Origin of the sequence: Microcoleus sp. T3_B1 (assembly GCF_036700445.1) — a bacterium.
In the GTDB taxonomy this organism is placed as follows: Bacteria; Cyanobacteriota; Cyanobacteriia; order Cyanobacteriales; family Microcoleaceae; genus Microcoleus.
Window position 1 is genome coordinate 2744 of the sequence record NZ_JAUBOX010000098.1, and the last position, 21047, is coordinate 23790.

The 21047-nt window shown below is 47.3% G+C and carries 21 protein-coding genes; 13 read left to right on the top strand and 8 right to left on the bottom strand.

All coding sequences use genetic code 11. From position 1 onward, the window contains the following. A partial coding sequence (locus QT990_RS31330; RefSeq protein WP_333147340.1) for a hypothetical protein occupies nt 1-282 on the top strand: 282 nt, incomplete at its 5' end. Nucleotides 283-437: 155 nt separating this feature from the next. Next, nucleotides 438-593 carry a hypothetical protein gene (locus QT990_RS31335; RefSeq protein WP_333147342.1) on the top strand — a complete coding sequence of 52 codons (156 nt, stop codon included), beginning with the start codon at nt 438-440 and terminating at the stop codon, nt 591-593. Here QT990_RS31335 and QT990_RS31340 read toward each other — a convergent pair. Next, nucleotides 578-1348: an ABC transporter permease gene (locus tag QT990_RS31340; RefSeq protein WP_333466189.1), complete on the bottom strand. Its 771-nt coding sequence runs from the start codon at nt 1346-1348 to the stop codon at nt 578-580. The genes QT990_RS31335 and QT990_RS31340 overlap by 16 nt on opposite strands. Nucleotides 1349-1362: 14 nt before the next feature. Further along, complete coding sequence (locus QT990_RS31345) at nt 1363-2190, bottom strand: ABC transporter ATP-binding protein (RefSeq protein WP_333466190.1); 828 nt, start codon at nt 2188-2190, stop codon at nt 1363-1365. Between the two features lie 383 nt (nt 2191-2573). Here QT990_RS31345 and QT990_RS31350 point away from each other — a divergent pair, with 383 nt between their 5' ends. Together QT990_RS31350 and QT990_RS31355 are read left to right on the top strand one after the other, a co-directional pair. Continuing rightward, complete coding sequence (locus tag QT990_RS31350) at nt 2574-3698, top strand: ABC transporter substrate-binding protein (RefSeq protein WP_333147349.1); 1125 nt, start codon at nt 2574-2576, stop codon at nt 3696-3698. A gap of 441 nt (nt 3699-4139) precedes the next feature. After that, complete coding sequence (locus QT990_RS31355; RefSeq protein WP_333147351.1) at nt 4140-6182, top strand: iron uptake porin; 2043 nt, start codon at nt 4140-4142, stop codon at nt 6180-6182. 228 nt (nt 6183-6410) lie between these two features. On the opposite strand, the gene QT990_RS31360 is transcribed toward QT990_RS31355, so the two are convergent. Continuing rightward, entirely contained in the window at nt 6411-6608 is a 198-nt protein-coding gene (locus tag QT990_RS31360; protein WP_333466191.1) for a hypothetical protein, read from the bottom strand. A gap of 81 nt (nt 6609-6689) precedes the next feature. Between QT990_RS31360 and QT990_RS31365 the strand changes: the two genes are divergently transcribed. Both QT990_RS31365 and puuE read left to right on the top strand, forming a co-directional pair. Then, nucleotides 6690-7418 (top strand): GntR family transcriptional regulator, encoded by a 729-nt coding sequence (locus tag QT990_RS31365; RefSeq protein ID WP_333147353.1) that lies wholly within the window; start codon nt 6690-6692, stop codon nt 7416-7418. 234 nt (nt 7419-7652) lie between these two features. Beyond that, nucleotides 7653-8558, top strand: a complete 906-nt coding sequence (gene puuE, locus QT990_RS31370; protein WP_333147355.1) for an allantoinase PuuE — start codon at nt 7653-7655, stop codon at nt 8556-8558. A gap of 165 nt (nt 8559-8723) precedes the next feature. On the opposite strand, the gene QT990_RS31375 is transcribed toward puuE, so the two are convergent. Continuing rightward, a complete protein-coding gene (locus tag QT990_RS31375) occupies nt 8724-9131 on the bottom strand; it encodes an allophanate hydrolase-related protein (RefSeq protein WP_333147357.1) in 408 nt (135 codons plus the stop codon). Between the two features lie 437 nt (nt 9132-9568). Between QT990_RS31375 and QT990_RS31380 the strand changes: the two genes are divergently transcribed. The 3 genes from QT990_RS31380 to QT990_RS31390 all read left to right on the top strand — a co-directional run bounded on the left by QT990_RS31380 (nt 9569) and on the right by QT990_RS31390 (nt 12019). Then, nucleotides 9569-10807 (top strand): Zn-dependent hydrolase, encoded by a 1239-nt coding sequence (locus QT990_RS31380; protein WP_333147359.1) that lies wholly within the window; start codon nt 9569-9571, stop codon nt 10805-10807. Nucleotides 10808-10979: 172 nt separating this feature from the next. Then, nucleotides 10980-11483, top strand: a complete 504-nt coding sequence (locus QT990_RS31385) for a DUF4365 domain-containing protein (protein ID WP_333466192.1) — start codon at nt 10980-10982, stop codon at nt 11481-11483. Next, complete coding sequence (locus QT990_RS31390; RefSeq protein WP_333140084.1) at nt 11480-12019, top strand: hypothetical protein; 540 nt, start codon at nt 11480-11482, stop codon at nt 12017-12019. Before QT990_RS31385 ends, QT990_RS31390 begins: the two co-directional genes overlap by 4 nt. Before the next feature lie 94 nt (nt 12020-12113). Here QT990_RS31390 and QT990_RS31395 read toward each other — a convergent pair whose 3' ends face one another. Then, entirely contained in the window at nt 12114-13100 is a 987-nt protein-coding gene (locus tag QT990_RS31395) for a DNA cytosine methyltransferase (protein ID WP_333140082.1), read from the bottom strand. 153 nt (nt 13101-13253) lie between these two features. Between QT990_RS31395 and QT990_RS31400 the strand changes: the two genes are divergently transcribed. Further along, nucleotides 13254-14519, top strand: a complete 1266-nt coding sequence (locus QT990_RS31400) for a folylpolyglutamate synthase/dihydrofolate synthase family protein (protein WP_333305790.1) — start codon at nt 13254-13256, stop codon at nt 14517-14519. A 5-nt stretch (nt 14520-14524) separates the two neighbouring features. On the opposite strand, the gene QT990_RS31405 is transcribed toward QT990_RS31400, so the two are convergent. From QT990_RS31405 to QT990_RS31415, 3 genes are all read right to left on the bottom strand, one after another. Continuing rightward, entirely contained in the window at nt 14525-15100 is a 576-nt protein-coding gene (locus tag QT990_RS31405) for a Uma2 family endonuclease (RefSeq protein WP_333140078.1), read from the bottom strand. Nucleotides 15101-15300: 200 nt separating this feature from the next. Then, the gene (locus tag QT990_RS31410) at nt 15301-15744 is read right to left on the bottom strand and encodes a retroviral-like aspartic protease family protein (protein ID WP_333140076.1); all 444 of its coding nucleotides are present in this window, start codon (nt 15742-15744) and stop codon (nt 15301-15303) included. 326 nt (nt 15745-16070) lie between these two features. Continuing rightward, entirely contained in the window at nt 16071-17354 is a 1284-nt protein-coding gene (locus QT990_RS31415) for a sugar ABC transporter substrate-binding protein (protein ID WP_333305787.1), read from the bottom strand. 380 nt (nt 17355-17734) lie between these two features. Between QT990_RS31415 and pilM the strand changes: the two genes are divergently transcribed. The 3 genes from pilM (at nt 17735) to QT990_RS31430 (ending at nt 20951) form a co-directional block, all read left to right on the top strand. Further along, nucleotides 17735-18829, top strand: coding sequence for a type IV pilus assembly protein PilM (gene pilM, locus QT990_RS31420; protein WP_333140072.1), 1095 nt, complete (start codon nt 17735-17737; stop codon nt 18827-18829). Between the two features lie 413 nt (nt 18830-19242). Beyond that, a complete protein-coding gene (locus QT990_RS31425; RefSeq protein WP_333140070.1) occupies nt 19243-20154 on the top strand; it encodes a PilN domain-containing protein in 912 nt (303 codons plus the stop codon). After that, on the top strand, nt 20151-20951 hold the full coding sequence (locus tag QT990_RS31430; RefSeq protein WP_333140068.1) for a pilus assembly protein PilO: 801 nt from the start codon (nt 20151-20153) through the stop codon (nt 20949-20951). Before QT990_RS31425 ends, QT990_RS31430 begins: the two co-directional genes overlap by 4 nt. Nucleotides 20952-21047 lie beyond the last annotated feature (96 nt).

Sequence of the window (21047 nt, forward strand, 5' to 3'; positions counted from 1 at the left end):
GCATCTTGCCTGTTGCTGTGGAACAGGCATCTTGCCTGTTGCTGTGGAACAGGCATCTTGCCTGTTGCTGTGGAACAGGCATCTTGCCTGTTGCTGTGGAACAAATATCTTGCCTGTTGCTGTGGAACAGGCAAGATGCCTGTTGCTGTGGAACAGGCAAGATGCCTGTTGCTGTGGAACAGGCAAGATGCCTGTTGCTGTGGAACAAATATCTTGCCTGTTGCTGAGTGGCGGGCAGGATGCCCACCCCACAAGAAAATTCAATCTTTGCCCCATGCCTAAGTCAATATCACCCGATCGGGGGATACTTCCCGCCGAAAAAGTTCTATAATAGTATCATAAGGCACAGAAAAAGATTCGGACATACCAAATAAAGCTGGTATGGTGACAGGTTTCCATGTGCCTCCCAGAAAAACAACAATCTTGGAGGCAAAGTTATGACATTCTTCAATCGCCAACTAACCAAAAAATCCCCCGCGCCAGTACCTGTAGAAGACATCAAACAGCCTGGGCACGAAGAACCTTTAGGCCACTTGCACCCCAATTTCCGGCAGTGGGTTTGGTTGAATCCATCCCATCAGCGCGCCCAGTAAATCAGGTATTTCTCAGCAGCAGCAAACAAGCCGTAAAGTACGGTTCCCATCACAGCCAAAACCATCAATCCTGCAAAACCTAAAGGCACGTCAAAGTTAGAACTCGCGGTGACAATTAAGTAGCCGAGGCCTTTGTTGGATGCTACTGTTTCCGAAATTACAGCACCGACAAAGGCGAGGGAAATTGCTACTTTTAGGGATGCAAAAACGTAGGGTAAGGTGTGGGGGAACCCGACTTTTTGGAAGATTTCAATTTGCGATGCACCGAGCGCTCGCATTACATCTTTCATCTCGGGTTCAACTGTATCCAATCCCAAAGCTACGTTAACTGCGATTGGGAAAAATGCCAGTAAAAAAGCAGTCAGAATTGCCGGCACCGTACCGATGCCAAACCACAGCGCAAACAGTGGCACTAACGCGACTTTCGGTACAGTATTGAACCCAACTAATAGCGGGTACAGAACTACATAGGCAATCCGCGAATACCCGATCAGAAACCCCAGCACTATGCCAGCTACAATGGCTATGCAAAAACCCGCTAAAGTTGTAAACAAAGTTTGTCCCGAGTTTTCGATCAGTGCTTTGCTTTGAGTTAAAGTGGCGGCGAGAATTGCAGAAGGTGCGGGCAAGTTGTAAGGGGGAATTTTTAATAGCAATACCAGAATTTCCCACAGCACGAACAGCAAGATTGTAGCAGCAATTGGCATCACAATGCTTGCTGTTTGTGAGCGAGCAAATTTCTCTAACTTATCCATTGCTTTCTCGTTTTTTAATTGCGGTGAATGTGGCGGCGCAGTTCTGCTACGATGTGGTTGAAGTCATCCGACAGGATCATATCTAGATTAGTGGGACGCGGCAGGTTGACTTTGACTTTATAGACGATCGAACTCGGGCGCGGGCCCATTACATAAACAGTATCCGATAAGAAAACTGCCTCGCGCAAATCGTGAGTGATCAGGATGCAAACGCACTTCACCCGCATCCACAACTCTTGCAGCATCACCCACATTTCCTCGCGGGTGAAAGCATCTAACGCCCCAAAAGGTTCGTCTAATAGCAGTATTTCCGGTTGGTGAATTAACCCCCGACACAGGGAAGCCCTCTGCCGCATTCCTCCCGAAAGTTGCCAGGGAAACTGTTTTTGAAAGTCTTGCAATCCGACGGTAGCTAACAATTCTTGGGCTTGGCGCACGAACATTTCCCGGCGCTTCGGATCTTTAAATTCTCGCTTGTAAGGCTGCACTACTTCCAGCGGCAGCAGTACGTTGTCGAGGGTATTTCGCCAAGGCAAAAGCACGGGATTTTGAAAGGCAATGCCGACATTTTTAAGCGGTTTGGCAATCTTTTTGTCGCGAATCCGAATTTCGCCGATCGGCGCTGGAGACAGCCCGGAAACCATCCTCAAAATCGAAGTTTTACCGCAGCCGCTGGGCCCCACAAAGGACACAAATTCTCCTTGGGCGATCGACAGCGAAATTTCGTCAATAATTCGCCTCGGTTGGCCGTCAACTCGATACTCTAAACCCACTCGATCGAATTCCAACAGAGTCGGTTCTTGCGTTTCGATCGCATTTGTTAGCATTTTAGGCTGTACCACAGTTAGTCTAACTCCTTTCTTTAGTATAAACTCCGCCGTATCCTGTATACACAAATGGTTTCCAAATTTATATATCTATTTATTCTTGATATTTGGAAATTTTGCTGTATCCGAAAATACAAACTTTTGGACGAGCGATCGGGTAAGCGAGCGCAACATTACAGTTAGGGCAAATATCAACTTGTCTATTTGATTGTGGTTTGACAAAAAACTAAAAACTGTGTTTCTGTATACAGTCAGCCAATTAATTTGAGCATACCGTATACAAGAAACCCGATCGCTGCTTAACTTTGAGGCGAAATCCGCAGAGATGGGCGAGATCCTTTGGTGCGCTAGATAGGTTTTTCCTTCGGTTTGTTGTCCAAATAGCAAGGTTTTTTTTCATGAAAAATACGTGGTTAGGACGATCGCTATCCCTAATGCCGATCGCAGCGCTACTAATTCTGAGTAGCTGCCAATCCCAGCAGCCGAATGCCGCAACTACCCCTGCATCAGGGGGAGCAACTGCAACAGCAACAGCCGCCGACACCGCACAGAAACGCACCATCAAAGTCAATCCATCTTGGCTGCTGCAAGGCGACAACGCACCGCTGACAATGGCGATCGACAAAGGCTATTTCCCAGCCGAAGGATTGGATGTCAAAATCGAGCGGGGCTACGGTTCCTCTGATACAATTACTAAAGTAGCAGCAGGCCAATTCGAGATTGGATTTGGCGATATTTACTCGATGATGGAGTTCAACGCCAAAAATCCCAACGATCCAGTAGTAGCAGTTGCAGTACCTTACAATCGATCGGCATTTTCAATTGTCACCCTCAAGTCGAGCAACATAGCAGATCCGAAAGGATTAGTCGGCAAAAAGCTAGGAGCTCCCGCAGGAGATGCACCGCGCAAATTGTGGCCGGTATTCGCCCAAAAAACCGGAGTGCAAGCCGATTCGGTAGAGTGGATTACAATGGAACCGAAGCTGCGCGAAACCTTATTAATCAAGGGCGATGTCGATGCGGTAAGCGGTTTTGCAACCACGATCGTCCCTGCGCTAGAAAAAGCAGGCAAAAAGCCGGAAGATATGAATGTATTTTACTACACCGAGAACGGCTTAGATTTGTACGGAAATGCGATCGTGGTTAAAAAAGCCTTTTTAGACCAGAATCCCGAAGTAGTAAAAGGATTTTTGAGAGCGTATTTTAAAGGACTCCAAGATACCTTAAAAGATCCGACAGCCGGATTGGAATCGGTGGTAAAAGCTGGAGACAGCTTGATGGACAAAAATGCGGAAAAGCGGCGCCTGCAAATTGCTTTAGAAAGGCTGTACATCACTCCCGAAGTTGAAAAAGTTGGCTTGGGCGGAGTCGATCCAGCTCGTCTGGAAGCGACAGCAAAACAAGTAGCAGAAGTCTTACAGATTGAAGCTCCCCCAGTTAATAAGATAGTTGATGAGAGCTTTTTGCCTCCGAAAGAAGAGCGGGCTTTACCTGCTGCGGCCGATCGCAAACCGCTGACTTAAAAGAGCGAATACAGCGTATTCCAGGTTGATGAAATGTAGGGACTTAGGCTCAGCTCATTGGTGACAAGTTAACCCTAAAACCCTTGCTCAATCTCGTTTTTACCCAGTCCAGATCCCCCTAAATCCCCCTTCTTAAGGGGGACTTTAAAACTCTTGCTCCCCCCTTTTTAAGGGGGGCTGGGGGGGATCTTAGAGTTTGAAAACACGCCCTAGAGGGGATCTAGATTTAATAGTCAAACAGCAGTCTCTGACTGGGTTTGACGTTAAGTTGACACGAAGAAGGGATCTTGAAGTGTCCCTACAGAGAGCTAACGATGTGGGGTTTACTTCATAAATGTCGTATCTGATGTATTTTGCCGTTGTCCGAGATTGTTCGGTTAAAACCGCTCCTTGTCAAACAAAGTCCGCCTGCATGGACTAAAAAATTACGGTGTGAGGATAATGTCTAAATTTTTGTTTTTCCAAATTGTGCTGACAGCAACGCCAGCCTTTTTTTGTATTAATCTGCTGCATTCTCCTGGAATTTATGCGGCGGAAACTTCCGTTTCAGAAAGCGAGGAAGCAACAGCCCCGACAGCAGAATTACCTGTAGCAGAATTGCCTGTCGCACCAATTGACACACAGATAAATTCTGCGGAAAAACCAGAAACAACCGCTGATATCGAAGTCGAAAAAGTGGCGCAAGCTGAGAATATTTCCGTCGCGACCGACAGCGAACAAATTGCCGAAATTCCTCAAAATAGCGAAATAAAGCAGACAGAAACAGCAGCCCAAGCATCCAGCGAATCGAGCATATTAGCCGAGTCTATTCAAACGCCGGAAGAGCCGGCAACTATCGCCGACATCCAACAAACAGACAGCCTGGAAATAAACGATGCTGCCGAAATAGAGCAAGTCACCTCAGTTTCCCAACTCAGCGATGTCAAGCCTACAGATTGGGCATTTCAAGCACTGCAATCCTTAGTTGAGCGCTACGGCTGCATAGCAGGATATCCCGACGGCACCTATCGCGGAAATCGAGCCATGACACGCTACGAATTCGCCGCCGGTTTGAATGCGTGTCTCGATAAAGTTGCGGAGTTGGTAACAGCAGGAACCTCGAATTTAGTCAAAAAAGAAGATTTACAAAAACTCCAAAAACTGCAAGAAGAATTTGCGGCAGAACTAGCAACGCTGCGCGGTAGAATCGATGTATTAGAAGCCCGCACGGCGGAGCTAGAATCGAATCAATTTTCGACCACAACGAAACTGAATGCTACGGTTTGGTTCAACCTGACATCAGCATTTCCCACAGGCGATATCACCGCAGAACGCAGCCGCACCGCCCCAAACAGCCCCTTTGCTCCCCCAACTCGCGATGCCAACAACCGACCGACTCGCGTTGAGCGGGGGCAACCAGAAACTACTTTTAGCTCCTACGCTTTCTTGACGCTTAATACTTCGTTTACAGGCAAAGATTCGCTGGTGACTCAGTTAGTTGTCGGCAACGGCAACTCACCCGCAAACGAACTGGTATCGGCGGGTTTTTACAACACTTGGGGAACGCCGTTTTTAGATCAAACTGGCGTACCCACGGCTAATACTGTGGGAATTCGCGAGATGTCTTACACGTTTCCGGTGGGAGATAAAGTGCAAGTTTCCATCGGGCCGCGATTGAATTATTATCGGTATTTTGACGGCAATCGCTTCACGTTCTTTCTGAGGGGAGCCACGAGTTTTAACTCGAACGGAAGTACGCTGTTAAATGCAGTCGATCGCGGATCGGGCGCTGCTGTCACTTGGCAAGTTGCCAAACCGCTCAGGTTTACGGCTGCTTATATGGCTGAAAATACCGAATTTTTGAATCCTGCGGTATTCAATACGGCTAGCAATCCCAGCGATGGTTTGTTCAACAGTACAAACACGATGACAGCGCAGTTGGAATACGCCCCCAGCAACTCTTTCAATCTGCGGCTGCTTTACGCGCGATCGAGCCTCAAACCTTATAACGGATTCATCGGCGGCGCAGTGGGCGAACCGCTGCCTTACGGCTATGCAGATGACGGTTTCGGGGGCAGAGTTAGAGACTCCGGCGCCGATACTTTTGTGGTCAATTTTGATTGGTTGCTGAGCCGGAATTTCGGTTTGTTCGGGCGCTATTCCTACGGACAACTTGAGGTAAATCCGGTAAATCGCGATCGCTCTGGCGGAGATATTAAGGTACAGTCTTTGCAAGTCGGCATGGGATTTCCCGATTTGGGAAAAAAGGGGGCGCTGGGCGTGCTTTCATTTGTGATTCCCCACGATTACATATCGGGCCGCAGATTTTTGCTCTCCGGCGGGGGAAATGGAGGAACTCAGTACGAGGTAGAGGGTTCGTACTACTACCCGCTTACTAATAATATTGCGATCGTCCCGGCATTTTATGCTATCTTTAATGCCAACAACTTTGATGGCAACCCGACTGTATTTGTGGGAAATCTCCGCACTCAGTTTAGCTTTTAACCAAGGGGTGGGGGCGGGTTTATTTAGATTGTCTGCGCCATTTAAAACTGTAGGTGAACCCGCCCCTACAGGATTGACGATCGTGGTGTTATTGGGTAAATCTTAACCGAAATATTGCACCATTCCCATGACCTGTAGGGGCGGGTTCACCAATAGCCTTAAATAGTACAAACAGGTAAAATAAACCCGCCCCCACCCCACAAATAGCCCTCTATTAACATTACTCATTTAAAACCGAATGTCTTCTATCAGGCTCTTGTTTAAACCCCTGCCGTACTGCGTCCAAGCGCGTGGTTGTTGACACCTGCGGCCAAAGCCGCGCGTCCCCAAAAATATCACCTGCAATCTATACCTACCTGCTACATCAGCGTCAATGTGCTGTATCATTAATAATGAGTCAGCCAAAACCTCCTGATTATCTAACATAAAAATCTGAGAGATAAGGCTGAATCAACAAGTTTTAACAAAACTAAACTAACTCTATTTTAAACAGAAGGATAACTGATTTTGGCTTTGTCATTTCGCGCGATTCGCCGCACTCAATCCCTCCACGAACAAACTTACCAAGCTCTCCGAACTGCTATCCTGTCGGGGGAATTAGCAGGGGGAGAACGCCTGATCGAAACACAACTGGCCCAAATGCTAAACGTCAGCCGAACTCCGGTGAGAGAAGCTTTGTGCCAACTGCAGCGAGAGAATTTAGTGACGGCAGATCCGCATCACGGATTGCGCGTCGCTACGCTGTCGATCGCCGATGCGGCGGATCTTTACGATTGTCGCATCGCTTTGGAACAATTATCGGCCGCCGGGGCGAGTCAAAATGCGACACCGACTCAATTAAAACAACTAGAATCGATCGTCACTCAAGCAGAAAATAACACGCCCGCGCGATCGGGCGAACTGACAAACTATCAATTGCTGTACGCAGATTACCAATTTCACCGCTTGCTAGCGCAAAGTTCCGCTAATTCTTGGTTGGTAACTCTGTTAGATCAGGTGTTTGACAAAATGATATTAGTGCGGCTGCGCACAATGGAATACAATCCGGGAGTATTGGAAATCCGCAGCGAACACCGCCGCATTTATCAAGCTGTAATCGAACAAAATGCAGCCGCCGCAGAGCGAGCAATTAAAGAACATTTAATCGCCAGCAAAGCGCGGGTAATTAAAGAAATTCAGGAAATAGAACAGGAACACGGCAAGATAGATACAGCATCTGCCAGGTTTATGAAGTAGGGACACGGCAGTACCGTGTCCCTACGGCGGGGAGAGATCGATCTGGGTGTTCTTCATAAACGTGGAATCTGCTATAAGTTAAAATAAGTGCGATCGTACAATTAAAAAAAATCACCTTTCCCGATCGCCACAGCAAAAACGTCAATTATTGCATTTTCCCTCTTCCTGATTCCCGATCTCCGTTACATCCGTTAAATCCGTCGAGCGAATCCGTTGCCGAACTTCCTTCTACTTATGCCAGCAAATTATCCGCGAGAATTAATCGGTTACGGGCAAAATCCCCCCGATCCTAAATGGCCAAATCGATCGCGCGTAGCCGTACAATTTGTAATTAATTACGAAGAAGGCGGAGAAACCTGCATCCTGCACGGAGATGCGTCTTCCGAAACATTTCTCTCAGAAATTGTCGGGGCCGTCCCCCTATCGGGACTGCGCCACATGAACATGGAATCCTGTTACGAATACGGCAGTAGAGCCGGTTTTTGGCGGCTGCACCGGATGTTTGTTTCCAGGGGAATACCGGTCACAGTGTACGGGGTAGCGATGGCCTTAGAAAGGCATCCAGAAGCAGTAGCAGCGATGTTAGAAGCGGATTGGGAAATTGCCAGCCACGGCTACCGCTGGATCGATTATAAGTATTTTGGAGAAGAAGCGGAACGGGAGCACTTGCAAAGGGCGATCGACATTCACACGCAAGTTACCGGCAGCCGTCCCCTCGGCTGGTATACCGGGCGCACGAGCCCCCATACTCGCAAGCTAGTAGTGGAGGAAGGCGGCTTTCTCTACGATGCCGACAGCTACGCGGATGATTTGCCTTACTGGGTGTACGAGTGCAACAGGCCCCACTTGGTAATTCCCTATACCCTCGACAACAACGATATGAGGTTTGCCACAAGTCAGGGGTTTAATTCCGGCGATCAGTTTTTTGCTTACCTGCGGGATGCCTTCGACTTACTCTACTCCGAGGGCGAGACAGCGCCCAAGATGATGAGTGTGGGGCTGCACTGCCGTTTGGCGGGGAGGCCCGGGCGGGCGGCGGCTTTGGGGCGTTTTTTGGATTACGTGCAGCAGCACGAAAAGGTGTGGGTATGTCGCCGCATCGATATTGCCCGACACTGGCACGAACATCACAAGCCGTAGCATTTTCAAGAACAGGCTTTCCGGCCTGTTCCACAAGAAATGAATTTTTTTGTGGGGTGGGCGTCTCGCCCGCCCAAACAAACAGGCTTTCCGGCCTGTTCCACAAGAAATGAATTTTTTTGTGGGGTGGGCGTCTCGCCCGCCCAAACAAGCCAGCGGAAAGGATTAATTTTGCCCTGTACTGGCTTTATAAGCGGCCCACCCACCTCGATCGGAAATATCTTCCCATTCATACTTCTGAACCAACTCCTGCGGGTACAAGAAAGCCGTCAACACTTCTCCATCATCCAAAACCACATCCGACGGATACATATGCGGCGGTTCCCCCCCTGCAAGCTGTTCAAATTGCTCTTGAGTTAATTCGTACACTTCCCCCGGAATTGATACACCGTCTGCCGCCACTTCATAAATAGCAGGATGCCAGCCATTTTCTGCCGAATGCAAGCGGTAAATCGGGCGAGTTTTTGCTTCTCTAATAAACTTCGCATCTCCGAGGTTGCTGTTGTCCGGCTGACCCCGTAGGGCAGAACCGCAAATGAAAACTCGTTTGACTGCAATTGCTGTTTGATTCATCACATACACCCGATAAAAAATTGTGTTTTTTCCTACTTAAGACTGATGCACAAACTCACTTTGTAGGGTGCGCCCAAGAGCCATTGGTGTCAACTTAAGACTAAAATTCTCTGTATATCTCGTTTTTATCGAAGTCTCGATCCCCCGCTCATCCCCCACCCCCCCCCTACCCCAAGGGGGGAAAGAAGGGGGACGAAAGAATTCTCTTGTCCCCCCCTTGAGAAGGGGGCTAGGGGGGATCGGGAAGACTGTAAACTCAGACGGTAGACTCGTATTACCTTTGACATTAAGTTGACACCAATGCCGAAGAGCACCTTATTCCTGACACTGTCAAACCGCTCGACTTTTGTAAACAAGGCTACATTATGTCGCCGATTTAAATGCTATTGAATGCAGTATACAGCAATTAGTTACATCAATCAATAAAAGAACTTTAAATGACACTTACATTAACACTTGCAGTCAACGGCCCGCGCCTCAACCGCAGCATCGCCCAACTCGCCCAAATCGGCAAACTACCAGGAGGAGGCGTGAGTCGGGTAGCATTTACCAAAGCAGATTTGCTGGCCCGCCAACTCGTGGAATCTTGGATGGTAGAAGCAGGGATGACGGTTCGCATTGATGCGGCGGGAAACATGATCGGGCGGTATCCCGGAAAGCGCGAGTGTGCGGCCCTAGCCACAGGTTCTCACATCGATACCGTGGCCGTGGGCGGCCATTACGACGGAGTTTTGGGAGTTTTGGCGGGAATTGAAGTGGTGCGGGTACTGCACGAAAATAACCTATGCTTGGAACATCCGATCGAGACGATCGTATTTACCGACGAAGAAAACACCGTTATCGGCTGCAAAGCGATGGCCGGAAATACAGTCAGCGATGCGGCATATTACCGACGCAGCGACGGTACTTCCATTGAAACTTGTTTAGCACAAATTGGCGGAGATTGGTCAAAAATTGCACAAGCAAAACGCCATCCCCAAGAAATAGCAGCATTTGTAGAACTCCACGTCGAACAAGGAGGCGTTTTGGAAAGTACCGGCGATGAAATCGGCATAGTTCAAGGCATTGTCGGACAGTACCGCTATGCAGTGACGGTAACTGGCCGCCCGAATCATGCCGGTTCGACGCCGATGCGCGTTCGCAAAGATGCGTTAGTAGCCGCCGCACAAATGGTGCTAGCAGTCAACAAGTTGGGAGTAGAAACACCGGGCGAACAAGTAGCAACGGTAGGTTACTTAAACGTGTCGCCAAATGCTACAAATATTGTACCGGGAAAAGTCGATTTTAAAATCGACTTGCGCGATATATCTCAAACTCATTTGGAAGAATTGTTAGTTAAAATGAAACAAGAGTTTGCAGCTATTTCTTCTGCCACCAAAACCGAAGTTAAAATCACCGAAATGCTGCACGTATTGCCGACTCTAGCAGCAGCAAAGATTCAAAATGCGATTGCCGAAGTTTGCCAGGAATTAAGCTTGAGTTGCACGCATTTAATCAGCCGCGCCGGACACGACGCCCAAGAAATCGGACGGTTTGCGGATATGGGGATGATTTTCGTGGCTTCTCGCGGCGGCATCAGCCATGCAGAAGACGAATATACATCCCCAGAACAGTGCACTCAGGGAGCAAACGTGCTGTTACAAACCTTCTTGAAGCTCGATCGAATTTACGGCTAGGGCGATGGTTAATCTGCTTTCAAAGCGATGTATGGTGCGTGACTGTGAATAGATTTGGGCTTGTGTGGAAGGCATCTTGAGTCACGCACCGTAACTTTACATAACAGGGTTTTATAACCCGATTTGGTGTTATATCATTACTTTATGGCAACAAAATTGCAGTAGCATTTTAATGGATATCAACACCCAAAAAGAAGAATTCAGCTATGCTTACATTTACGCCGTGGCTTCAGCAGCCGGGTGCATCTGCCAGCGAACAACTACTCCTCTAGACCAACTGGGTGTAGACCTAATTATCACGGGAATAGCAGCATCAGGTTTACCAAACTTTCCCATTCTTTATCTTCAAGTCAAATGTACATCAAGAGATATTTTGAATGAAAATAGCCTTCGCTATCCCCTGAACATTAAAAACTACCAAGAATTGAGCGCCAACAATGCCTACCCTCCTAGAATTATAATTGTGGTGACAGTTCCCGATCGCCCCAGCGACTGGCTGCAACAGACAGAAGCGGAACTCTGTTTAAAACGCGGCGCTTATTGGATATCATTAGAAGGTGCAGCACCTACTGACAATCAAGAAACCATCACTATTTCAATACCCAGAACAAATATATTTTCGGCCCAGAGTCTGACAACTATCATGCAGCGGATTGCAACCGGGAGACAAATATGAATGTCACAATTAAAGATATTGAATTGCTCAAAAATCTCGAACCGGATCGAATCAGCTACTACTTAGAATCCCAAGGTTGGAAACAAGCGCAAAAAATAGGCGATCGGGCTATTATTTGGACAAGCGGCAATCTCAACCCAGAAACTCCTCAAATAGTTCTACCTTTAAATTGCAAGCTTCCCGACTTTCCCGTGTCAATGAACTTGATGCTAGAGACATTGGAGCTCATCGAGAATCGCTCTCAAATAGAAATTTTAGCCGACTTAATTACCGGAATTCCCAATACAACCATTCAGGGAGTCGTGATGCAAATTCAAACTCCCAATGCCGACAAATTAAGCGGCGAAATTACATTGTTAGGTGTCATTGCCGACAAACTGCGGAAAATTCAAACCTCACTTGCAGACAAAGATTACATCCTCGCAATCAAAGCTTATCAAGAACGCTTGCCTTTCCTCTGTACGGGAGATTTAATCAAAGAAAATCAAACCTTTACCCTCAAAAATCCCCGCAATTTTACTTTAGATGATTTGTAATATCATGTCCGCTAGTATAGACGGGGCGGGTTTATATAATTTGTCGGTAATTATCAAATATTTCGGCGAACCCGCCCCTACAAAACTTTCCATGCTACAAGTGCGAAATATCCGCAAATATTTTATTCGCCAACATCCTCGCCAAATTCACAGGAACAGCATTGCCGACCATTTTGTATCCATCAGCAATATACTTGTACTTAAAAATAAACTCATCCGGGAAAGTCTGAACTCTCGCGCACTCTCGCACAGAAAGCCGACGGTAAGGCAGAGGCGAATTGGGGTCAAAAATGCGTTTGTCTTTGCCAACCAAAATCATTTTACTAGCTTGAGGATGCAGAGGCGCGTGTCTGCCGCTTGCCTGAATTGTAAAAGAAGGTTCTGACCAACTTCTAACTCGATTGCGCGACATATAAATGCTCGAAAACCCCAAATCCGCACATTCGTGATTTGGGACAGAATCGTGATAATTATCTAATTTAGCCTTAACTGACAGTGGCGCGGCCTGCAAATCAAAAATCGCATCTTTCAGCGTCAAAACATCGGTTCCAGGTTCGGGAAACTGAAAACTAAAACCCAGAGTTTCCCGATAGCCAACAACAATCACCCTTTGCCTATCTTGCGGAACCCCAAAATTTCTAGCATTTAACAACTTGTACGAAACCCGATATCCGATGTCCTCAAACTGCGATAATATATAAGTGAAAGCATCCTTGTTTCTGGGAGCCAAGATACCGCTAACATTCTCAGCTAAAAAAAACAAAGGCTGCTTGTCCCGCACAATTCTGATATACTCCCAGAAAAGTTGACCCCGACTGTCATCAATCCCCCGTTTAGCGCCCGCCGCACTCCAACTTTGACAAGGAGGGCCACCGATTATCCCAATACAGTTGGGAATTTCATCAGATTTGATTTTTCTGATATCTCTGCGATCTAAAATAGTTTCAGGATGATTGAAATTATATGTATCCCAAATAGACTTATCATATTCATTCGCCCAAACCACATTAAAGCCAGCCAAGCGAAAACCCAAATCCAACCCCCCACAACCAGAAAACAGAGAAATAATATCCAAAGCCACCTTTTTTCACCCACAATAAATACAATAAATCAATTATAAACCTCTCTTTTCTTAGATATCTATCTCTTTCTTCTCTCACTCTGCGCCCTCTGCGCCCTCTGCGGTTAATAAAAAAAAATCTAATTCACACACAAACAGAACTTATCATCCTCAATGAATGCAGAATCCATCCTCCAATCCTACCAACACTTCGGCGTCCACCTCGGCCTAGAAAGAATTCACCAAATTCTCCAAAAACTAGACAATCCACACCAACAAGTACCCATTATCCACATTGCCGGCACCAACGGCAAAGGTTCCGTTTGCGCTTATCTCTCTTCCGTACTAACAGAAGCAGGCTATCGAGTTGGACGCTACACATCCCCGCACTTAATCGATTGGACAGAAAGAATTTGCATCAACCAAAAACCGATTTCCCCAACAGAATTGCAACAGTGTCTAGAACGAGTTGTCGCCGCCACCGAAAATAACACCGAAACTCCCACTCAATTTGAAATAATCACCGCAGCAGCTTGGCTGTATTTCGCTGAACAAAAAACAGACATCGCAGTGATAGAAACTGGATTGGGCGGTAGATTAGACGCCACAAACGTTTGCGAAACACCTCTCGCTAGCGTCATCACTTCTATCAGTCTCGATCACTGGCAAATACTCGGCCCCACCGTCGCCGATATTGCTGGGGAAAAAGCGGGAATTCTCAAAGCAAAATGTCCGGCCGTGATCGGAGAATTGCCAGAATCAGCTAGAATAGTAGTAGAAAAACGCATTCAAGAATTAGACTGTCCGGCAACTTGGGTAAAACCAGCAAGAGATTTAGGACAAGGATTCGCAGAATATCAGTTAAATCAAAATGCGGTTAAAATAAAATATCAATTGCCGCTGCTGGGAAAAATTCAACTAATGAATTCAGCAATTGCGATCGCAACTTTGCAAACTCTCCAACAGCAAGGATGGCAAATTTCCCCAACCGCCATCGAAAACGGTATCGCCAAAACCCAATGGCCCGGAAGACTCCAGCAGACAACTTGGAAAAACCGCAATATATTAATTGACGGCGCGCACAACCCCGCCGCCGCTATCGCCCTGCGTGAATATGTCGATCGCCTGAACAATCACCCGTCACCGATTAACTGGGTAATCGGCATTCTTGCGACTAAAGACTGCGAGGATATTTTGAAAGCATTACTCAAAAAGGGCGATCGACTTTACCTAGTACCCGTACCCGATCAAAACTCATCATCCCCCGCAGAATTAGCCACCCTCGCTCAAATTATCTGCCCCGAATTAACTCTCTGTCAAGCCTTCCCCGACTTAACAACAGCTTTAGATGCTGCTGTTACAGGTGACAACCTAACAATCCTTTGCGGTTCCCTTTATCTCGTCGGCTATTTTCTGCAACAACAACAATCCCAAGCTTAAACGCATCAGAGTTGTGTTTCTTCCTCAGTAAAGATAGGAGGCCACAATTCCGAAACAGGCAATTCCCAACCGGGAAAAAGTTCTGCTACTGTTAAGATATCGCCATTTCCTAAAACAGTCGGTTCACCTGTAGAGCGATAAATAGTCACTGTTTCTTCATCAGGATCGATCAGAATTCCGACGATCGCACCCAATTCTATAAACTTCCCAACCTTGGTTTCTATAAGCTTAATGCGATCGCCCTGAGATTTAATCTCAACCACCAAATCGGGGACAAGTTCTCCAAAATAACGCGGACTTTGGCGCAAGCGGGCGGCCCGCACAAAAGAAACATCCGGTGCTTTCACATTCGTATCCGGCATGATGAAACCGCCTGCGGAGTCAAAGACTCTCCCCAAGCGACGGGGATAAACCCAGTTACCCAGCAAGCGAATCAAAATACTGCTGATTTCACTGGATACGATGTCTGATGGCCCCACAATTGAAAGTCTCCCGTCTTCTAGTTCAATTTTGTAATCTAAACCCGCTTCGGAAAACAGGGTTTGAACTTGGTTTAAATCTTTGAGTGTCATTGCTGGCATAAGAATTTTATCCTATTCCGATCTGAGCTTTGATTTTAACACGAGTCAAATTTCTGAATATTTGAGGAATTCAGGCTATATTCCTACAAATCATCAATCAAGCTGCATTGAGAAAGGCGATCGCACGGGATCAATAAATTGGGTCTGTGAGAGGGGGCGATCGCTTTTGTCAAGGACAATTGCCTCAAAAAATAAATTTCCTACAAAATCGTCAAATACGTTTCAGTTGGGCTGATGGGCAAAGGCTTCAAAATTTGTTTTTGCAAGTCTATTTCTAACCCCAATGCTTCTAAAGGTATCACGCCCAAAAGCGCATCTTTACCTCCCGGTAATTCCAAGCACTCGAAGGTTCCTTCGCGATCGAACATCGATATGGTAGCATCTCGGAAAATGCGAGCTTTGCCAATACCCATTGCGGTTGCTACGTCTACTTCTTTCAGGAGTTTAAGTCCCAGTTGGGCGATCGCATCTTGCGGCAGACACAACGTAGTTGCTCCCGTATCTACCAATACATTTTTGAGGGTGATCGAGCGAATTTGGTCTAGTGAAATTGTCCCATCTTCGGCCCGAATTTGGTCGGCTCGATTAACGATCGTCAGAGTGGCGAAAACTTTTCCCATTGCATTGTTGCTTTTAATTTGCATATTTGTCTCCTACTTAAGCGTCGGAGTTATTACGTACTTTAATTGTAACTTATATGCAGGAGCGATCGCCCGGAGCAACAAACATTGTCCTTAGTTGTTTTAATAGGTACAGGACTTATAGCAATTTTTAAGTTCGCAGTCAGGACATTAGTCCTCATCTTTAAGGACTAATATCCTGACTGGGAACTTAATTATGATAATAACTTAAAAGCTTATATATGCTTATATATGGCGGCACAGATTCCCATTATTTAATAATACGTCAAGTAGCCCAAAAAAGCAAGGGGCGAGATCAAAAAAAATCCCGCCCCAGCTTCAATTAAAAACTACCTTTGATCCCAAGCCTTAGCCGCATCAGCAACAGCTTGGTCTACCGACTTTTCATCCAACATTGCCGCCTGCAAATTGTCATAAATCGCCTTTTGCAGCTTCTTAACATCCTTCAAAGGCGGAATCAATAGCTCGGCGGAACTCAACCCAGAAGCACTAACAACGCGAGCTCGATCGGCAGCAGGAGCATCAGCAGAAACTGTCTTAAAATAATCGTCCTGCAAAGCCTCAACCGTAGAAGGTAAAACATTAGCAGCCTTAGCAAAAGCCAACTGATTTTGAGAATTAGTCACGTACAAAGCAAACTTGACAGCATCATCAGGACGCTTGCTGTCGCGGGGCACAACCAAATTCATCACCGCCACAGTCTTCTTGCCTGTTTCCCCCGTAATTTGAGGCGCAGCAGCCGAAACAGCACCAATACTCGGCGCATTCTCAGAAATCGCCTTCAAAAACTGAGGCCCGGAAGCTAAAAAAGTAGTTTCCCCAGCTTGATAAAGCTCGATCGCCCTACGATGTCCCTGCACCAAAACATCCTGTGGCAAAAGTCCGCCCTTGTACAAATCCACCCAATACTGAAAAACAGCTTTGCCCTTAGCAGTATTAAAAGCCGCCTTGCCTTTAGCGTCAACCAAAGGCACACCCATCTGCACGAAAGATTGCAAAACCTCCGCCGAATCTTCCGGCACAAAAGTCACAAAAAAAGCAAACTTACCAGTCTTCTCCTTCACCTGCTTCGCAACCTGTGCCAACTCGGCATAAGTAGCAGGAGGCTTAGCAATTCCAGCCTTCTTTAACAACTCCGTATTGTAAATTGTCACCCCAGTCGTGAGATACCAAGGAATGCCAAAAGTCTTGCCGTCGAGTACACTAGCTTTCCAGATATTTGGGAGATAGAGCTCACGAACTTGCTGCGGAATCCGAGAATCCAAATCCAGCCAAGCATTGCGTCCCGCCAACAGCGAAGCAAAATCGGGATTTAGGTTCACCACATCCGGCGCAGTTTTCGCCGAAACAGCCCCCAAAATCTTGCTTTCCATCGCCGACCAAGGAACGTCCACCCAACGCACCTTCACCCCCGGATTTTGGGCTTCAAAACCGGCGATCGTCTTGTTGAAATACTCAGTAAACTGAGGTTGAAGCTGCATAGTCCAGAACTCGATTTCCTGCGTATTATTTGCCTGGGAATTAACAGCCGGTTTGCTGCAACTCACCACCGCAGCCAGCAGCAGTCCCACCAGCCCAAAAACAGCAAACAGTTGCCAAGATTTACGTTTCATAGAATAAAATTTGAGAGTTATGGGAACCGTCAGACAAAAAAGCGCTCGCCCGAATCAAGCGCGATGAGTCAGTAACAGAGTTTTGTACCTGGGTTCAGGAGCGAGATAGTCTGTTTTTGTGCAGAATCGGCGGGTTTTCGGTCGATCGAGCTGGAATTTATTGACATTCTCCGCAGAATAGCTATTGTCAAGTAAATTGGATAGCATAAAATCGGAACTAGCGATCGCGCAACACAGACTGAGCTGCGTAGCTACGGCGGGATACCGAGATTACAGCACTCTGGCGGCAGTTGGAAACCAACCCTCCAACAGGCCTGCGCGCTGAATCAGGCTGGCCAACTACAAAAGAAAAAAATAGCAATTATCGGCGACCCAATCACATGGTTAACTTTTTCAAAGGTCTACTTTCCCAACGCCAGCCAGGAATCGGGCTCGAAATAGCCCCAGACCGCATCAACATCATTCAGCTCGAAAAGAAAGGTCAGGCATTAAAATTAGGCATCCTAGCCTCAATAGAAGTTCCAGAAGACTATATACAAGAAGGACAAATAGTCGATCCGCCGGGAATGGCAGAACTAATACGTACCGTCCTCGCCGAAAACAAAATCAAAGCCAAGCGAGTAGCCACAGCCATTCCTGGCCGTGAAGCCGTCATCCGCCTCATCCCAGTTCCCGCAGAGCTCAACGAAGAAGAACTGCGGGATTACATGAACGCAGAAGCAGGACTTTACTTGCCGTTTCCCAGAGAAGACGCCGACGTAGACTATCAAAAAATAGGCCTATTTGTAGATGACGACGGAGTAGAAAAAGTGCAAGTCGTGTTAGTAGCAACCCGCAGAGAAGTTACCGACACATACATCGAAACCTTCAAAGAAGCCGGACTGGTTATAGACGTACTAGAAGTAACCAGTTTTGCCCTAATCCGCACCCTCAAAGACCAACTGCAACAATTTTCCTCCCAAGAAGCAGCAGTTCTCACTGCCATAGAATTTGACAGCACCGAGTTAGCTATAGTAGTGGACGGCATACCTCAGTTCAACCGTACCATCCCGATCGGCACCTACCAAATCCAGACCGCCCTCAACCAAGCCATGAACCTGCCACCAACCAGAGACACCAGCGAACTGCAAGGCATGACCCTGCCAGTCACAGATACAATGGGCGCATCAGGAGACGCTAATCCGGGAACAAATGCGATGATTAAAGTATTAGGAGAACTAGCAGACGAACTGCGTCGCTCAGTAGACTTTTACCTCAACCAGAGCGAAGAACTCGAAGTAGCGCAACTGCTGCTAGCAGGCCCTGGAGCTGCGATCGGCAAACTAGACGAATTTTTTATGCAAAGATTAAGCTTGCCCGCATCTCAAGTCGATCCCATCGAAACCCTAGGACTCGAAATCAGCCAAGAAATTACCCCAGAACAGCGAGCAGGTTTAGGAGTCGCCCTAGGTTTAGGACTAAGGGAGGTTATGTGACCTAACAGTTTTAGATGAGAGAAAAACAGATGTGAGAATTTTAGGTAAAAACCCCTTCCAAAAGAAGAAGGCAGAAAGCAGAAGGTAGAATATTGGAGGTAGAAGATAGAAGGTAAAAGGTAGAATATATCTGAGGTAGAAGCAGCCCCTTCCTTCAGTAGAAGGCAGAAAGTTGTTTCTGTATTCCCTAAATAAATCCTTCACTTGTACCAGCAATCTTGGGTTCTGTCTAAAATCTAAAATTTCCAATTTAAATCTATAGCAACAACCAAGACTGTTAGGACGTTCTTAATTGCTGAAACATAAGCGGTAGATCACTTTTTCCTTCTACCTTCTACCTTCTACCTCGTGCCTTCTACCTTCTACCTTGTGCCTTCTGCCTTCTTCCTTCTGCTATAAAATCGAGTGAAGCCATGTACAGCCTAGATATTAATTTTCTCAACGACCGTCCAGACTACAAACCCGTTGCAGCAGCCAAAAGCTCAGCTAAAAAAAGTTCCGGTGGAGCAAAAGACCAACTGCCCATATATGGGGCAGTGCTGTTTGCCTTTGGCATCAACGCCGCAGTCATGGGCGCCTGGTGGTTGGCGACTAACGAAAATACCAGCTTGACCAAAAAACAAGAAGCCATCGACCAAGAACTTGCCAAGCTAAACACTCAAGCCAACACCATCAAAGCCATCAACGCCGAAACCGACCAAGTTACCGCCGAATACAAAGCATTAGCCGGAGTATTCGACCAAATTAAACCTTGGTCGGCGATGCTGCAAGACCTGAGTGTCCGCACTCCCGCCGGAGTGCAAATTGCCAAAATCGAGCAAATCGACCCGAGTCCCTCCCCCGTTGCAGCAGCACCCCCACCCCCCGCAGCCACCCCCGCAGCCAGCCCGTCCCCAGGGGCGAGTCCGTCCCCAGCCAGCCCTACCCCGGCTGCAGCTCCCCCCCCGCCCGTCGTCCCCCAGCAGTCAGCAAAAGTACAAATTTCAGGGATAGCCAGTACCTTTGCTCAAGTTAACGACTTTATGTTGCTAGTCCAGCGCTCTCCTTTCTTCCTCAATACTGACACCAGACTGCTAGCAGCGACCTTAAAAGACAACCCGGCACAAGTACAATTGCGGAACCAAAGTGCAGCAGGAGTAACAGAACTTCCCAAACTGCGGAAAGTGGTGGAATATAAAATTGAAACGACGCTCAGCCCGACGGGGGCCTCCGAGTTGCTCCCCGAGCTGCGAAGCAAGCAAGCAGACGGGCTCGCAATACGCATAGAAACACTTCAAGAAAAAGGAGTGCTAGAACCACAAAAACCAGAGGTGAAAAAACAATGACAGCAAATCAGTTTATTCCCAGCGGCGCACAAGCAGAAGAGACAGGGGCTCAGGAAATATTCGGCATTAAGCTGACACCCCAAGTCCAAGCAATCGGCATCGCAGTTCTCGGACTCGTTATTGCCGGCGGCCTCGGCTACCAGTTCGTACTTCCCGAATTCCAAAAAAGAGACGCATTCAAGCAAAAACTTAGCGAAAGCGAGCAAACGCAAGTGCAATTGCAAACTCAAATTCAAAAAAAGGCAGAAGCAGAAGCAAAGCAAGAAGAAGCAAAACAGCGCCGGGCCAACGTGACGGCAATGTTTGCCAGCGACGCCAGCGCCAACACGCTTTTGCTTGACATGACCCAACTCGTTAATAGAATCAACGCCGGCGTGCAAGGAGATGACCTCAAGGCTAAAATTACCAAATTTGAGCCGGATATGCCCCCAGCAGCAGCAACCGCCGCGCCGGGAACTGTAGACCCTGATATTCTGGCAGATACCTCCTTCGGGCCGTCCCTGGCTGGCAAGCTCAGACGCAAAAAATTTAAGGTAGAGTTTGAAGGCACTTTCGCTCAAACCCGCAATTTTATGCGTAACTTGGAGTTGATGCAGTCGCTGTTGGTAGTGAAGAATTTGAGATCGGAATTGCTACCATCAACTGGGGCAATTCAAGTTGACTTTTTGAAAGGGAAAATAGTTCCTGTGGAGCAGCCGCCAACTAAAATTAAAACGGCTTTTGAATTGCACGCGCTGCTGCCGTTAAAGCAAGAAGAAAAACCGCCAACTCCGGCTCCGAGTCCTGGTGCTAAGTAGCGGTAGTTTGGCGGATAGATATAGCCTTTCGAGCTCTCATATGAGGTACTCATGGGCATAGGGCATAGGGCATAGGGCATAGGGCATAGGGCATAG